15 protein-coding genes are annotated in these 15,586 nt (G+C 34.8%); 3 read left to right on the top strand and 12 right to left on the bottom strand.

Features of this window, described 5'->3' with window-relative positions; all coding sequences use genetic code 11:
* Positions 1–14: 14 nt before the first annotated feature.
* Positions 15–443, bottom strand: coding sequence for a PTS sugar transporter subunit IIA (locus J3U73_RS10185; protein ID WP_267410373.1), 429 nt, complete (start codon positions 441–443; stop codon positions 15–17).
* A gap of 146 nt (positions 444–589) precedes the next feature.
* Here J3U73_RS10185 and J3U73_RS10180 point away from each other — a divergent pair, with 146 nt between their 5' ends.
* Together J3U73_RS10180 and J3U73_RS10175 are read left to right on the top strand one after the other, a co-directional pair.
* A complete protein-coding gene (locus J3U73_RS10180) occupies positions 590–1,300 on the top strand; it encodes a GntR family transcriptional regulator (RefSeq protein ID WP_267393920.1) in 711 nt (236 codons plus the stop codon).
* On the top strand, positions 1,293–2,066 hold the full coding sequence (locus tag J3U73_RS10175) for a GntR family transcriptional regulator (protein WP_220269189.1): 774 nt from the start codon (positions 1,293–1,295) through the stop codon (positions 2,064–2,066). Before J3U73_RS10180 ends, J3U73_RS10175 begins: the two co-directional genes overlap by 8 nt.
* A gap of 48 nt (positions 2,067–2,114) precedes the next feature.
* Here J3U73_RS10175 and J3U73_RS10170 read toward each other — a convergent pair whose 3' ends face one another.
* From J3U73_RS10170 to J3U73_RS10135, 8 genes are all read right to left on the bottom strand, one after another.
* Positions 2,115–3,134 (bottom strand): SIS domain-containing protein, encoded by a 1,020-nt coding sequence (locus J3U73_RS10170; protein ID WP_220269188.1) that lies wholly within the window; start codon positions 3,132–3,134, stop codon positions 2,115–2,117.
* 24 nt (positions 3,135–3,158) lie between these two features.
* Complete coding sequence (locus J3U73_RS10165) at positions 3,159–3,992, bottom strand: PTS system mannose/fructose/sorbose family transporter subunit IID (protein ID WP_267410372.1); 834 nt, start codon at positions 3,990–3,992, stop codon at positions 3,159–3,161.
* Positions 3,982–4,773: a PTS mannose/fructose/sorbose/N-acetylgalactosamine transporter subunit IIC gene (locus J3U73_RS10160; RefSeq protein ID WP_220269186.1), complete on the bottom strand. Its 792-nt coding sequence runs from the start codon at positions 4,771–4,773 to the stop codon at positions 3,982–3,984. Before J3U73_RS10160 ends, J3U73_RS10165 begins: the two co-directional genes overlap by 11 nt.
* 4 nt (positions 4,774–4,777) lie before the next feature.
* The gene (locus J3U73_RS10155; protein ID WP_220269185.1) at positions 4,778–5,254 is read right to left on the bottom strand and encodes a PTS sugar transporter subunit IIB; all 477 of its coding nucleotides are present in this window, start codon (positions 5,252–5,254) and stop codon (positions 4,778–4,780) included.
* Positions 5,255–5,265: 11 nt separating this feature from the next.
* Positions 5,266–6,393, bottom strand: a complete 1,128-nt coding sequence (locus J3U73_RS10150; protein WP_267410371.1) for an SIS domain-containing protein — start codon at positions 6,391–6,393, stop codon at positions 5,266–5,268.
* Positions 6,394–6,780: 387 nt separating this feature from the next.
* Positions 6,781–6,942, bottom strand: a complete 162-nt coding sequence (locus J3U73_RS10145) for a hypothetical protein (protein ID WP_220269183.1) — start codon at positions 6,940–6,942, stop codon at positions 6,781–6,783.
* Positions 6,943–7,193: 251 nt separating this feature from the next.
* Positions 7,194–8,597 carry a zinc ribbon domain-containing protein gene (locus J3U73_RS10140; RefSeq protein ID WP_267410370.1) on the bottom strand — a complete coding sequence of 468 codons (1,404 nt, stop codon included), beginning with the start codon at positions 8,595–8,597 and terminating at the stop codon, positions 7,194–7,196.
* An 11-nt stretch (positions 8,598–8,608) separates the two neighbouring features.
* Positions 8,609–9,439: a DUF6574 domain-containing protein gene (locus J3U73_RS10135; protein WP_267410368.1), complete on the bottom strand. Its 831-nt coding sequence runs from the start codon at positions 9,437–9,439 to the stop codon at positions 8,609–8,611.
* Positions 9,440–9,733: 294 nt separating this feature from the next.
* Here J3U73_RS10135 and J3U73_RS10130 point away from each other — a divergent pair, with 294 nt between their 5' ends.
* Positions 9,734–10,696: a D-2-hydroxyacid dehydrogenase gene (locus tag J3U73_RS10130; RefSeq protein ID WP_267410367.1), complete on the top strand. Its 963-nt coding sequence runs from the start codon at positions 9,734–9,736 to the stop codon at positions 10,694–10,696.
* Between the two features lie 44 nt (positions 10,697–10,740).
* Here J3U73_RS10130 and J3U73_RS10125 read toward each other — a convergent pair whose 3' ends face one another.
* From J3U73_RS10125 to J3U73_RS10115, 3 genes are all read right to left on the bottom strand, one after another.
* On the bottom strand, positions 10,741–10,956 hold the full coding sequence (locus tag J3U73_RS10125; RefSeq protein WP_220269179.1) for a hypothetical protein: 216 nt from the start codon (positions 10,954–10,956) through the stop codon (positions 10,741–10,743).
* Positions 10,957–11,180: 224 nt separating this feature from the next.
* Positions 11,181–11,450 (bottom strand): hypothetical protein, encoded by a 270-nt coding sequence (locus J3U73_RS10120; protein ID WP_267410366.1) that lies wholly within the window; start codon positions 11,448–11,450, stop codon positions 11,181–11,183.
* Between the two features lie 1,765 nt (positions 11,451–13,215).
* Complete coding sequence (locus J3U73_RS10115) at positions 13,216–15,579, bottom strand: family 78 glycoside hydrolase catalytic domain (RefSeq protein WP_267410365.1); 2,364 nt, start codon at positions 15,577–15,579, stop codon at positions 13,216–13,218.
* Between the last annotated feature and the right edge of the window lie 7 nt (positions 15,580–15,586).

Below are 15,586 nucleotides of genomic sequence, written 5' to 3'. Positions count from 1 at the left end.
TATCCTCACACTTATCAAAAACTATCAAAGCCATCTAATTCATCGGTTTGAATAGTATCATCCAAGGTATCATAATTAACAATCCCACTTTTAGCAGCCTGAGTACTTTTAGCAAGATTGTCAGCTACATTATCATTATTTAAAGTTAAAAACTGAATTAAAAATGGTAAATTGATGCCTGCAACTAAGTGTAACCGATTATTTCCGGCCACAAATTCTTGCAAATCGTTATTAACACTGCCCCCAACGATATCCGTACCAAAAATAATATCTTCTTGATCATATTTAGCAATCAAATCTTTAACAACTTTATGAAAATCCTGGCATTCCGAAGTATAGGCACAAATGGCAAAGAGATTCTTCTGCTTTCCTAAAATAAATTCAGTCGACATTTTTAAGCCTTTTGCTAGATATCCATGAGTTGCTATTACAATTTTTGTCATTTTATCCTCCATAAACAAATTTCAGCTCTATTTCAATTATTACCTTGTAACTTGTCTTTAGAATTATTAGCTCACTTCCAATTGCTATCACGCTAGTCTTAAGCTAAGATTAAGTTAATTAATATTGACAAGGAAGAGCTATTAAAATGTTCAATATCATTAATAAAAGTGAACTAATTGCAAAAGATCTTGAGTTTTTGATTTCACAACAAGAATACGTTAAATCTATCCCCTCCGAAAGAAAATTAGCTGTTAAATACAATGTATCACGTAATACGATTAGAGAAGCTTTAGAAATATTACAAAATAAAGGTATCATTTCTTTAGCATCAAATAGTTATCATATAAACAGTCCTAAAGAAGACTATGATTGGCTTGAATTTTTTGGTAAAAAATCTAATCATCGCGTTAAAAACTATTTAATTAAGAATACTGTCACAGAGGCAAACAAGAAAATTGCTCAAAAGTTAAAAGTTCCTTTAGCAACTCCAATTCATTACCTAATTTATAAGCGTACTATTAATGAACAAGAATCTGCTAAGACTCTTTCACTAGATTATATTTATGCGCCAGAGAAATTAGTAGAACATTTACCGTTAAATAAATTATTAGAGCATTCATTTTGGGACTTATTGGTTAAATCTTATCGTGGTACACCTATAAAGGAATATCAAAATCTGTCAATTGAATCAGTTAATTTTGAAGAAGCGAGTCTTTTGGCTATTCCTGTCAGAGCAAAAATTTTGCAACGCACTTCGATTGTTAATCTTAATAACAATTTTATTTATTTTGTTTCAAAGAAAGTTCCAGAAAACGTTTTGTTAATGCAAGTAGATAAGGATAAAAATAATGAGTAATCTTTTTCATGCACCTTTATACATTCAAATTGAAGATTTGCTTGAAAAGAAAATTTTAAGTAAGGAATTCCTCCCCGGAGCAAAAATACCAAGTGAACGTGATCTTGCCCAACAATATGGCGTCAATCGAATGACTGTAAAAAAAGCAATCGATGCTCTCAGGAAAAAAGGTCTTTTGTTTCGCAAACAAGGTAGCGGTACATTTGTTACTGCTAAAAACATTGATAATAGCAACTTATACTTTAATCTGTCGTTTACTGATAAAAACTCAAACTCCGGTATTACTGAACTTTTAACTAAAAATGGAATTAACTTTACTAATGAAGTTGTTGGCACAGGAATTTTAGCTGGAAATTCATTTTTTAATCAGAAATTACAACTTGACGATAATGATTCTGTTTTTGCTCTTCATCGAATTAGAAAGATTAAAGACAAGCCTTTTACCGTTGAATATAATTATCTTCCGGCCAACTTATTTCCTAATGCCGAAAAAATCAATTTTAAAAACGTAAGTTTATATGATTACATGGACTCTGTTGGACATCGACCTATTTATTTTTCTCAATTTATTCAGGTTTTACCTGCTTTGAGTAAAGAAGCTCGCTTATTAAAAGTAAAAAAGGGTAATTTGCTGTACAGCATTATTTATCTTGGTTTTGACGCAGAAAGTAAAGCCGTTGAGTATACCGAAAGCTATCTGGACTCTGACGAGCTCAATCTTCAATTCACTCTCAATGGTATTTTAGGCGAAAAAGAAACCTATTAGTTTAGGCGAAGGAGTAGTATTGATTCTTGTCGATTTCTTGAGGACACTTTAATACTCAAATTGACGGTAATAACGACGAAAATTAAGGTCATGACCAGTGTATTGCTGATACCACGAAGCTAATCTGTCCGTTAAGAGTGACGTAATAATCATTGGTGAACAAATTTGCCGAAAATCATCATCAATTCCTTCAAAAACATAATCTTTTGTATCAAATACTTCAAAGCTATTGGTATGCTTTGGTAAAAAGCGTTCGACTCTCTCATCTAGAGCTCTGTATTCGTCTTCTCCTTTAATTAAGTAAACTGGCAAAGTATCATCAACTAGTTCTAAGGCACCATGGAAAAAGTCGGCTGAAGTTACTGGCCTAGTTCTGACCCACTGCATTTCTTCTAAGATACACATTGAGAACATACAGGTTTCTCCCCACAACATCCCTGAGCCAACCGTCATTGTTAACGGTGCATTATAATATTTACGTGCTATGGATTTTGCTCTTTCTTCAAATTCCTCTCTAAATCTTAGTAAGTTTGGATACAAATTCTGCATTTGATCTGCCCAACGGTTATAATCCTGATAATAACCCCAATCCTGGTAGAGTCTCAGTGTCAACATAAAGTACATTAAGTAAGCATTCTCGCATTCGCTAAGAGAGCCATTAATTGATTCTTCAAGAAGTAGTCCCAATGAAGACTCAGGATTTTTAGTGAAGCCATAGACTGAAATACCACGTTGATTGCAATATTTAACAGCATCTAAGATTTCCTTTGTATCCCCAGAATCTGAAGAAGTTAGCACTAGAGACTTATCGGTCAAGTAATCAAGATCCTTCTTAACCAGTAGTTCTCCCGCATTTTCTAAATATACGGGAAAATTCGATAAATGGCGTAAATATTCAGCTACTGGATACCATTCCATCCAAGTACCGCCGATACCTATTAACACAATGTTTTGATAATCATTTTTAGCTAATTTATCTGCCAGATTTTCAATATTCTTTCTTTGAGAATATACATCACGACCATTTTGTAAATACTTTTCAACATCGAAATTCTTTAATATTGTCATTTTTTACCTCTCTTAATTTTTGACTTAAGCTCCTAAAACTTTAAAGTATGTTGCTGCAATGCTTACAATTAGAATAATTAACATAATCAGCAACGGATTGAGCTTCTTTTTTAGCATCCAATAAGTTATGCCAAATAATGCCAGTGTTGCTATGCCAGGGAAAATTCCATCAAGAAGCGATTGAACGGTTGAAGCACTTTTCCCAATACCGATCTTTGTGATGAACTTTACACTGACCATTTCTTTAGTCATTGCGCCCACCACCATCATGCCGATCATGGACGCGTATTTAGTAATTTTGTCCATTACGCCCGAGTTTTCCACGTTATTAATAACGTTAGAGCCCAAACTATATCCTAAAAATGTACCGTAGTACCGAATAAGATAATGGGGAGTATTGAATACTAGGAAAAACAATATTGGTCCTAAAATACTGCCTTTTAGTGCCAAAGTAGTACCAATTCCAGTTGCTAACACTCTAAGAGTTCCCCAGAAAAATGAGTCACCTATCCCTGACAGTGGCCCCATCAATGCTAACTTAACCGCTGAAATTGAACTTTCATCAAAATCTTCATTTGTCGCATTAGCTTCTTCCATTGCAGCGGATATGCCTAACGGCAATGTAACAATGTAGGGCGTCATGTTATACAATTCCAAATTACGTTTTAAAGCATGCGTAAATCTTTTCTTCTCGGGATAAAGCTTTTGTAAAATTGGCATTAATGCCCAAGTAAAGCCAACGTTACCCATTCTTTCGTAATTCCATGAATGCTCATACGGTATGCTTCGCCAAAATAACTTGACTAAATCTGACTTATTAATCTTTTTGTTGTAAGTTGGTTTTAAATTAAAATTCATCGAATCCGTCACCTTCCTGTTCTGTTGTCTTTTTTTCTTCAACTTTATTTTGGGTGTCATGTTCAAAGAAAACATACATAATGGCAGCCATAACTACTGCAAATATTGCTACTCCAGTAGTAGAAATGCCACTGTATGCCACTAAGAAAAATCCGAGAAAGAAAAACGCTGCTACCTTCTTATTCATCATCATTTGTGCCAACATCGCAAAGCCAAGCAATGGTAATAATCCTGCAGCGACATTCATTCCCTCTTGCACAAAAGGTGGAATAATATTTAATAATTTAGCTACCGTAGCTGCCCCAAAATAAAATGCTAAAGGGTTAAAAATTATGCCAGGCCAATTCTGGGCCCAACCAGCCAAAAGCATATTTCTAGTGATTGCATGAGTATTGCCTTCATCAGCGTTATGATCAATTCGATGAATCAACATTAGCATTACCGGTTGCCCAACCGCAGTATTTAAGGCTAGCATTACTGTTGCAATAGGAATTCCCAATGTTAGAGCAGCTGCTGCATTTGCATGGGACTCAATTGCAAGGGAAATTCCTAAAACGGTTCCCGCAATTAAATCAGGAGGATTATAGGCACCAACAGAAACTGCACCGATCATCGCTAACTCCAGTGTTGCGCCCATAATAATTCCATCTTGCAAATCTCCTAGCACTAATCCCACAAGCGGACCTAAAATAATAGGTCTTTGAAGATAGCTAGTTCCAAGAAGCCATTCTGAATAACCTAAGAAATTAATCAAAAAGATTAATATTGTTTTTAAGAGCAAGGTATTATGCCTCCTTTAAAAACTTTTTGGCATCAATCTTAGTTTCATTAGGTACCATTTGGACAAACAAATCAATTCCAAGATTAGATAAATCTTGCAAGATTGCTACATCCTTTTGATCTAAAAATATGCTTTTTGAGACCTGCTTTTTATCTTCTGCGAACGGCATATTACCTAGATTTAACGCTTTAACGCCAATTGCCTTAACAAGCTTTGCCGCAATTGGTAAAGTTTCACAAATAATAAACAAATGATATTTGTCTGTTATCCCACTTTGTATTTGCTCAATAGCTTCGTCAGTAGATTTAATAACAACTTTTGTTCCCTGTGGTTTGGCCAGGCGCAATGCCTTCATTCTTAAAGGATCATTCTTGACAGTGTCACTTACTAGCAATAATGCATCTGCTCCTATTGCTTGTGTCCAAGAAAATGCAACTTGTCCATGTAACAACCGATAATCAACACGAACCATCTTAATCATTTTGATACCTCCTAATTTGTTTTATTATGATTCTCAAGCTGCCATTTTTGCTTAATTTCAATCAATTCTTGGTCATAATTGGCAGTTTTGATAGCGATTTTCTTATCAAATCGGTCGAAATATGAATGAGGCGGCCAAGTATTTAACTCATCAGCCATTTTAGCTGCAACTAACTGAATAACTGGTAAGGAATAATACAAACTTAGAATCCAATTATTAACGGCGCCCGTTTTGACAACACGCCTATCTTGTTCAATTTGACTTGAACTGGTTATTAAAAATACATTTGGTGTGACCTCTTTTAAAGCAGTGAATACTTCATGAAAGCGTACGTGCTTTTTTTGAACCATATCATCAATTAAAAAAACAGTGTAATTAGGCGTCAGCTGTATATCTGGTCCATGAAGAAATTCTTCAAGTTCATAGTACATAGCCGGTCGCTTTAATGTTTCTTGAAATTTCAAGGCTCCTTCTTTGGCTACACCTAAGTTCGGTCCGTTACCACAGAAAAAAGTTGGATTATTCATCGCTAACGCAAAATGATTCTGTTTCAAAAATTCTTCAGTAGTTTTCAATAATCCAGGCTGATCCTCAATTACTTTTAGCAGTTGTTCACCAAAAGCAGATTTTCGACTCTCCGATAAAGTACTAATGTTATTGGCAAAAAGTAAAAAGTATTCAACCAAGGTCTGGACACCCATAGTGACATAATCGACATACTCATTACCTACACCGTAATCAAAAATATTTGTTGAATAATCAGCCATTGGGCTATGAATATTTCCTGTGAGAGAAACAAATGAAATTTTTCTTTTCAGTAAATATTTCTGACAACTAATAATATTGGTCGACGAGCCACTTTGTGAAACTATTATCACAAATGTATTTGACCATAAAGCACAATTACACTCTTCAACATGCTCCGGAGTGTATAAATAAACCGGAAGACGGGATAACTCTTGTAAAGCATCTTTAACCATCAACAAAGAATTGTACGATGAGCCAGAAGCAATTAAAGTAAAACTTTGATAATTTTCATTTTTAAAAATCCGGGTAATTGGACCAACTAATTCATTTCTATTGTCAAAGTTTTCCTTTAGCTTTGTCGCTGAATATCGGACATAGTCTTGCATTTTCATCTAAGCACCTCCAATTGGTTTCTTATATATACCACTTGTTAATTTAACTATACCATTTAAAAGATGTTTTGCAAGCGGTTTCTTAAAAGAAATAAATTATCATTTTAGATTAAAGTGACAAAATCTAAGCATAATAGGAATTACAAGGATAAAAAAAGTAGATAACTTTTGGTTCAAAGTTATCTACTACTATGTGATAAATATTTATTACTGACTATGAAAGTGCGGTTATTGTTGGGTTGGCCAAATGTTATTTAACCCGGAAACTGAATTTACGTAAAAATCATCTGGTTGAAGCCCGGTTATTTGACAAAATTTTTCAGTTAAACGCGGAAGACCTAAACGAGACCATACCCGTAAATTGGTTTGGTCATTCACCTTAATCCACTACCCCAATTTATTAAGTTCAGGATAGTCTTGAAGATCGAGTTTTCGCCCATTTTTTAATGAAAATATATATGCAGTATTCCAAAAAAGAAAATTTCCGTTAAAAAAAGAATGGAACGATGATTGCTTTTCTTCATGATAATTCTTAAGCAATTTATTCATTTTAAGTCCTCCTAGCTTTTTGAAGTTTAACAGATTGATGATATTTTTATCTTGGTCAGTTTACTTTATGTTGCTATCATAGCACCATTTGAGCCAATTAGATAGCTCTAGCTATTTTGGCAGATTGTTATTGAATAAATATGTGCTAGTCCTAGGCTTAAGTAATAATGAATATTATTTTTTACTTAATTTAATCATCAATGTAATCTGAAACTAAATAAGGCGCATCAAACATGATGCACCTTATTAGTCTAGTTATTATACTTCTTATCGCTAATGATTTTTCCATTACCGATTGATCTGATTTTTTGTGAAGCATCATCGTCATCACCATTTTGGTGGAAGACGCAACCAGAATAAAGCATTACTTGTTTATGCTCATAATCATCATGCTCAAAAGTGTAAGTTATCTTATAGACAACATTACTACTATTATCTGGCGCAGGCGAAATGGAAACAATGCTACAATCCATATCATAAGAAATTATCTCGTCATTATCATTAAAGTTACCGATCTGCTCGTGCAGTTCTTGGTAACCCTTATTCTCCGCGCCACCAACAAATGCATCTTCATCTGGATCTTCGAAGTTGTCTTCCAAGATACTTTCGGCATCATCCTCGCTGATTAAGCCCGGCCATTCAGGCTTAACGACATTGCTACTACTATCACCGTCATCATCAAAGCCTAAATCATCATAATCAATTACCTTTGATCTGATCGCCTTGCCATCAACTTTCATCATGACATAAATCTTCATGTCATCCGTAGCAGGATATTCTTTAAATACTTTTTCACCGCTCTTATCTAGCGTACCAACTTTTTTCTCGTTAATATAAACATCCGCACCAGGAGAGCTTTTAACCGTAAAATTGACAGTCTTGATATTCATATTAATTGCACTATTTGAAAAAATATTGGCGCTTTTATCAGCAGTTAACTTATGACCTGCAGCAGTCGATTTAACTACAATATGGTATTTTCCAGGAAACAATGGTTGTACCTGCTTATAATAATTTTCGCCACTACCATTAACCCCACCAATTTTCTCATCATTAACATAAATTGTCGAATTGGCATGATTGGTCTTAATATGCGGCGTAAAAGTCTTAAATTTTAACGTATATTTAGGGAAAAGCAGTAAATACCGTCCTGACTGTACTAACGAAACGTCTTCATAAGTATCACCATATTTAAAAGCTTCTGCCATCTTATCGGCATCGCTACTATGATCAAAATAATAATTTTGCGTTGGCTTCAAAGCCGCATTAGTGACATGCACACTAGGATTATCCGAAGTAACATAATCTGCTAAATTTTCCCGCGGATTTTTTAAATACGCAGTAATCTGATCAACTTGATTTTTCCGTTGATAATGATTTGATCCCCAAGCATAAAAAGCAATGAAAGCAACAACTAAAACGCCCACAATGCTCAAGATTATCTTAGTTTTCTTTTTCATCGGCTGGCGCGGATTATTCACAGTCTGTACTTGGTTTTGCGAATTATTGTTAGCAGCTTGCCGGTGAGTCTGATCCGTTCGGTATTCTTGCCGGCTTTGCTTATTATTAGATAGCTTTGCACCACAGTTGGAACAAAACTCCTCGTTTTCGTTAACTCGTCGTCCACAATTTGGACAAAATTCATTTTTATTCATCTTTACACCATCTACATTGAACCATTAAAACCTGAAATAATTTGATTAAAAACTGACCGTAAAACGGAATTATAAATAAGCGAGTTCATTATCAAACTACAAACAAAAATAATGCCAAAAGCAAGCAAAGCGCCATATGCTTTGTCCCGTCGAGCACCATCATTTGCTAGTAAGGCAACTTCTTGACCAATAAAGAATAAAACAAATAATAGTAAAACTAAAAATAAAGTAAATCTGATACTGTTAAGTCCTAAAACCATTAATAAAAAGAAAATGACCGTCAAAATCAAATTTAGGTTACTAGCATGAATCCCGCGGTTGACAAAATCTAGTAGATGAACTTGCTCATCATAAATAAATTTATAGGCCGCAAAGTGACTAGCAATCACAATCACTTGGAAAATCAGGACGATTAAAAATACCCGAAAGACAATGCTGAAAGAAATATCAAAATTGCCCCAACCTCTGGTATCGACCCCGAAATGATTGACTAAGCCAATTGCACCGGTAATAACTGACTTGGCAAAGAAATATAATCCAGTAACAAATAAAACATCTTCAATTAAAATTGTTAACCAGCCGTACCAGCTTTGAGCAGTTAAATTACTGTCTGCGGGATGTTTCCATGATTCAACCAGCCATTCCCAATAATTTTGCAAATAACTACCAGAATTAACATGCTGTTGATTAACTTCAGCCACAACTGGTGCAGTTTTTTCAGTTGCAGTATTAGCCTGCTCTGGCTCTTTTTCTAACGTAATTGAACGTAAATCACTACCGCATTTAGTACAAAAATTAACCCCATTTTCCATTAGGGCACCACAATTAGGGCACTTTTTCATTACTTGCTCCTTACATTTATAACAACATTATATGTCTATTAACTACTTTCATCAGCTCCCAAAATCTGGAATAGCAGTACTGGATAGTAAAACACATTCTTCCCACTTTATCTTTTACCCAAATAACTAAACTATATATAAAAAAAGCTAAAAAAGCAGAACACTAATTCATTGTAAAATTATCTATTTTTACTGTCAAATTGTAGTTTTAGACTATAATGAACTGTTTCATAGTTGGTACTTTTTCAAACTGTAGTAAACTAGAGATTAAAAATGAACAAATGAGGTTTAAAAATGAAAATTGTGAATTTGGATAGTTATGCCTTAAACCCCGGTGACCTTGATTGGACACCCCTTAAGCAGTTGGGTGAATGTACCATTTATGATCGAACACCAGTCGATGATGATGCCGAGATTTTGCACAGAATCGGTGATGCTGAAATAGTGTTAACTAATAAAACATCATTAAATCGAAGTGTTATCACCAAAGCACCTAATCTTAAATACATTGGTGTAACCGCTACCGGGTACAATGTGATTGATACTGCAGCTGCACGGGCAGCTAACATCCCCGTCACTAACATCCCAACTTATGGCACGGACGCAGTAGCACAGTTCACTTTCGCCCTTTTACTTGAAATTACTAGCCAAGTTGGTTTGCACAATAAACTGGTTCACGAGGGCCGCTGGAGCAGCAATCCTGATTTTACTTTCTGGGCAAAACCATTAATCGAACTGCAAGGTAAAACAATGGGACTAATTGGCTTTGGTAGCATCGCACAAAAAGTCGCCGAAATTGCTCATGCCTTTTCAATGAAGGTCATTTTTTATAATCATCGGCCAAAAACAAATCTTCCAAACTACGTAAAACAAGTTAGTCTGGATAAATTATATCAACAAGCCGACATTATTAGTCTTCACGTGCCACAAGCACCTGAAACAACCGAAATGATTGACCGAGAAGCAATTACCAAGATGAAGGATGGCGTTCTATTACTTAATACAGCACGCGGGGGCTTAATTAACGAGCAAGATGTTGCCGACGCTTTGAATAATGGCAAAATTGGGGCAGCTGGTGTTGATGTTGCCACCAAGGAGCCAATTCCTACTAACAGTCCGTTATTAACGACAAAGAACTGCTACATCACACCCCATATTGCTTGGGCACCGCGCGAAACACGTGATCGGCTATTAGGAATCGCCATTGATAACCTGAAGGCCTTTTTAGCAGGCAAAGAGCTTAATGTAGTTAATTAAACTGGTAAAGTACTTAATTACTACTACATGAAAAAGGCATAGTCCTATTTTGGACTATGTCTTTTATCTTGATTTTTAACAGTTAAACTAAACGAGCTAATTTGTTTCATATCCATCTTCATATTAGCTGGTTTAATCAAAATATTATATGCACCATATGTAGGGCTACTTGGATTGACATCAATATTTGCCCCAATTTGATAACCCTTAAAGTCATCATAATGCTTCTTAGTTTCCGTTAACTGCAGTAGCCTGTTCACTATAATAAACTTTTTCTGGTAATTTCGGCAGTTCTGCCTTTGGTGGAATCAAATAAACCAGCGTTTTACCATAATTTGTTTTCACTGCGTTAGCAGCCATATTTTTATCTTTGTTAGTTTTCAGTAACACGTAGACGCCGATTTTATAACTAGCAAAATCAGTGAACTGCTTGTTTTGTTTGGTAAGCTCTTTTAATACATATTAGCCAAATGAATTATCGAATTTAAATAGTATTATTATCCTTTTTGCGCGACACAACAAATTTATCAATTAAGAAATAAAGTCCGACCAACAATCCGGCCTGAATAATACCAACAATATAAAATATCAAGCTAAGAGCTGGTACCTTAATAAAGTAGAGTACAATTAACGGACCAGCAATAATCACTAAAGCAGCGGGCAATAAATATTTATTAACTAGTTTCAAATAATCTTTTTCTTGACACTCAATTAAGGCTAACAACGAAAGCAAAATTAAACTGATCCATAACATTTTTCGGCCTTTCTGGCTTTTAACCGTAACATTTAATAAAACAAACAGCCATTTTAGAAATAAACTGGTTGTTAAAAACAAAGTGACCCTAAAAATCTTTACTAATAGCTTTCTGTATTTTTGTAATCGGTTTCATTATAGCATATTTTCTATACAATTTTAATTGAAACAACAAAAATAGTTAAATAAAAAATATCTTTATAATACATTTTCACTTTTATAACCTATTATCAAAAATGATGTAAATACCTAAACTAGGACAAATTAAATGCTTTTATTTTGACTAAATTATCTAAAATCAATATCTTTAATCTTTGGCGAATGACCTGGCTCTGACTATAGATTGGCCTTAAGTTATGGTATTAATAATCTGCTTAATCTCAATAACGCAGCAGCTTAGTTTTTTGAATCTTTCTCATACTGAATATTCGCCTGTATTTTTAAAAATAAGCCTTTATTTTAATATTAGTTCAGCATGAATCTGTTTATTAGGTAGTTCTTAATCTAGATTTAAAAATAGTTACGTATGAATGATTTGGATTCACAGTTACCAGCAAAAATGAATATTATATTCCTTTATCTACTAGGAAAAACAAACAACTACTTGGCCAAAAGAAAACAATGAACATCATAAGATCATAATAAGCGCTTACATTAAAAAACATAAGGCTGAATCTCAAAGAACTTCGTTATGGCTATCACCGGATTATTCTGAGTGCAATTGTATTTAGACGAGCACAAATTGAAGCTTAATACCTTACAATCTTTGTCTTAGTTAACTACAAGCCTAACGCAAGTATCTGACTTTAAATAGCCTTATCTTTTCGTACATATCAGAGCTGGCAGTACCAGCATCCTAATCCTAAATTCTATTCTAGGCTAAACGTTTGCCTAAATTAACAACGACAGCAACTCCGGCTGTTACAGACACAGCTTTTGAAAATGAAGAAGCAGTTTACTATGCTAATCTCCTAAAAAACTTGATGCACAAAGAAAGTCAGTAAGCATCAAAATGTCTGCTTCAGCAAGCCATTTACCTCACTAAAATAGAAGTTTTGGCAATTCAAACGCCCATAATGCCTTTGTCAGCGTTAACTCGCGTTACTATAAATCCGCTAAACCGGTTTTGTCTATCATATCGGTATAAAAGGGGGAGGCATTTTTTTAACAAGTCACTGTATCACGGTATCAGCCAGCTTGAAGCAGTCAGCCACATACAACAACTCTACCGTATGCCGATTATTACGACAGAAGAAAACAATCTTCTCGAGCACAATGTTTTAAGAAGATCACAATCTCAGCTACCCATGAATGCTTAAGATTGCTTACCACCTAAACAGGTTTGACCAAGCTTATAATTACAATACGATTAGTTAACAATTGTACTTTACCCTTACTAATTTGCTCAAGTTCTTTAAATAACAGCATAGCAATAAAATTAGACTCTACTTGTGTTGCACTAAAGGAGCTAGTTAAGAAAAAGGAAAGTAAAACAATGGATAATCAACACTGATTTGAGCAAAATTGTAAGATTAATCAGTGATATTACTTGATCTTATATAAAAAGAGGACTAGCACCGATTAAATATCGGAAGTTAGTCCTTAACTAAACTCCTTAAACTGTCCTAATGATAACATCAGCGTATAAGCTCACACTTTTTATTGAACTAAGAAAACAGTTTTTTCCAGACTGTTAATATACCACCTTATGCATTTTACGTTGTTACATGACATTGTCAGTTTACAATAAACAAACTTTATAAACTTAATAATGCCAGTGATATGTACCCGAATTTATGAAAATTCCTGAATTTTTGGCTTGGGCTTCAGGATAGTCTTTTAAGAACTGAGAAGAATTAGGTGGATAGACTGTTGCGGTACATCCTTCAGGAATAGTAAATTCGTATTTGCCATCCTTAAGCTTGATCAAAAATAATCCATTCTCACTTAAAAACTTCATTTTAAAATCATTAACCAGATTTTTAAATTTTGGTGCAATCTTAACTTCTTTAAAACCTGGCTTGACCACATTTAAGCCGACAACCTGTCTGATAAACCAATCAAGTATACAGCCCATTGCATAATGGTTAAATGAAAATGTACCCACTTTATTATCAGGCTGAATTCCGGCCCAGGATTCCCAAATAGTTGTTGCTCCATGATCAACTTCGTATAGCCACGAAGGACACTTATCCTGCAAAAACAGTTTCTTAGCTAAATCGACTTGTTCATTATCAACTAATACATCTAACAAATAGGGTACAGATAAAAATCCAGTATCAAGGCAATCGTTGTTATTATGAATTAGTTGTACTAACCTTTTTAACAATTGTTTTTTCACTTTGTTGTCAGCAACCATCTCAAATGCTAATGCAAGAACATAACATCCCTGATAATCAGAGGTTAATTTGCCTTCTTTGACAAATTTTTCTGCAAAAGCTTTCTTAACTTTATTAGCATACTCAATGTAGTCGTTACCTTCTTCACCCAAAACACTGCTTATTTTAGCAAGAAGTTCAGAAGTGTGTGCTAGAAATGTAGTAGCAACCAAATCTTTGGTTACTTCGGCTGACTTCATTGGATTTGGATTCCTTATCATCATACTGGGAAACATCCAATCACCATAATGAAAGGTCGTATCCCAAATAAAACGGTCATTGCCCTTTTTATCTGCAGCAGCACTTCTTACGCTATAATTGTGCCACCTTTTCATCGCCTGATAGTTTTCTTTCAGAACTTCCTTATGTCCATATCTTTGATACAAAGTCCACGGTACCATTACGATTGCATCGCCCCAACCCGCTGAACTCAAGGTACCCTTAAAATCTAGCGTACTTTGGTAAAAATCTTCAGGGGCAGGAGAATAATCAATAATTTCTCCATCCTTTTGCTGATCAATCCGCACATTCTTTAACCAGCGACGAATCAAACTTTCTGTATCGTAATAAAAAGTAGAGGCAGGAGCAAAGATTTGCATGTCACCAGTCCAACCGACCCGTTCACGTTGTGGGCAGTCAGTTGGAATTGACAACATGTTACCCCGTTCACTCCATTTAATATTTTGAAGTAAACGATTAATTCGTTTATTTGATGTGCTGACTTCACCCGTTCTTTTCATATCACTAAAAATAATAATTGCTGCCAGTTCCTTAATATCTACTTGGTTAAGATTAGTAATTCTTATATATCTAAAACCGTGAAAAGTAAAGTCAGGCTCAAAAGTTGCCAAGTCGCCACTACCAATTATATGGTCTTCTTGATCTTTATTACGACCAATTATATTCTTAAAGAAATGTCCGTTTTGGTCCAAAGCTTCAGAGTGCTCTATTTTAATATCAGCACCTTTTTTAAAATTAGCTGTCAGTCGAATTCTCCCAGCAATAACCTGGCCAAAATCAGCAATCAGCTTATTGCCTTCCTGCCAAATTTTTTTAACCGTTAATGTTTGCATTTTTTTCACTTGGGGACCATATTGTGAAGACAAGCGATGATAATCTGCATCGATTACTCTGGCTTTTTCAGGAAAAGGATCCACATCAGTTAGCTTATTCTTAATGCGAAGATCTTGCTTTTCACCAATGACAATGTCTGAATATTTCCATTTACCCGTGCCCACCGAGAAGGTTTCATCCGTACCAATTTTCACCTTACTATTATCAGTATATTCAATAGTTAAATCAGCAAGTAATGCTAACTGATTTCCATACTGACAACTTGCTCCTGAAACTGCAACTCGACCGGCATACCAGCCATCAGCAACGACTGCAGTGAATACGTTGTGACCTTTAACTAACAACTCTTTTACACTATATGTTTGATATTGTAAGTACTCCTGGTACTGTGTATAATCAGGAGTAAAAATGGCATCGCCAATTTTTTTACCGTTTAAATATGCCTGATACAAACCCTGTGCTGTAATTTCTAATTTTGCAGATTTGACTGGCTTATTTAAATCAAAAGTCTTTTTAAAAACTATCGGAGCATGCAGTCTTTCTTCAACGGGTTTAGGAATAGGTGCTTTTTTACCGCTAAACATATCTGCCAGTGAAAATTTTGGCTCTTCACTGACCTTAGCAAAACCTGAGCTTATCCATTTCCCTATCCATTCACTTTCACTATTCTTGTTCATTTTTCTC

The organism is Lactobacillus sp. B4005 (assembly GCF_026536045.1).
GTDB classification, from domain to species: domain Bacteria; phylum Bacillota; class Bacilli; order Lactobacillales; family Lactobacillaceae; genus Lactobacillus; species Lactobacillus panisapium.
The sequence above is the reverse complement of the archived record's forward strand: the minus strand, read 5'-3'. Positions and strand labels throughout refer to the sequence as shown.

Excerpts from the sequence above, each read along its gene's own strand:
- J3U73_RS10185 (WP_267410373.1), bottom strand. The coding sequence starts at position 443 with ATGACAAAAATTGTAATAGCAACTCATGGATATCTAGCAAAAGGCTTA.
- J3U73_RS10180 (WP_267393920.1), top strand. The coding sequence starts at position 590 with ATGTTCAATATCATTAATAAAAGTGAACTAATTGCAAAAGATCTTGAG.
- J3U73_RS10175 (WP_220269189.1), top strand. The coding sequence starts at position 1,293 with ATGAGTAATCTTTTTCATGCACCTTTATACATTCAAATTGAAGATTTG.
- J3U73_RS10170 (WP_220269188.1), bottom strand. The coding sequence starts at position 3,134 with ATGACAATATTAAAGAATTTCGATGTTGAAAAGTATTTACAAAATGGT.
- J3U73_RS10165 (WP_267410372.1), bottom strand. The coding sequence starts at position 3,992 with ATGAATTTTAATTTAAAACCAACTTACAACAAAAAGATTAATAAGTCA.
- J3U73_RS10155 (WP_220269185.1), bottom strand. The coding sequence starts at position 5,254 with ATGATTAAGATGGTTCGTGTTGATTATCGGTTGTTACATGGACAAGTT.
- J3U73_RS10150 (WP_267410371.1), bottom strand. The coding sequence starts at position 6,393 with ATGAAAATGCAAGACTATGTCCGATATTCAGCGACAAAGCTAAAGGAA.
- J3U73_RS10145 (WP_220269183.1), bottom strand. The coding sequence starts at position 6,942 with ATGAATAAATTGCTTAAGAATTATCATGAAGAAAAGCAATCATCGTTC.
- J3U73_RS10140 (WP_267410370.1), bottom strand. The coding sequence starts at position 8,597 with ATGAATAAAAATGAATTTTGTCCAAATTGTGGACGACGAGTTAACGAA.
- J3U73_RS10135 (WP_267410368.1), bottom strand. The coding sequence starts at position 9,439 with ATGAAAAAGTGCCCTAATTGTGGTGCCCTAATGGAAAATGGGGTTAAT.
- J3U73_RS10130 (WP_267410367.1), top strand. The coding sequence starts at position 9,734 with ATGAAAATTGTGAATTTGGATAGTTATGCCTTAAACCCCGGTGACCTT.
- J3U73_RS10120 (WP_267410366.1), bottom strand. The coding sequence starts at position 11,450 with ATGTTATGGATCAGTTTAATTTTGCTTTCGTTGTTAGCCTTAATTGAG.
- J3U73_RS10115 (WP_267410365.1), bottom strand. The coding sequence starts at position 15,579 with ATGAACAAGAATAGTGAAAGTGAATGGATAGGGAAATGGATAAGCTCA.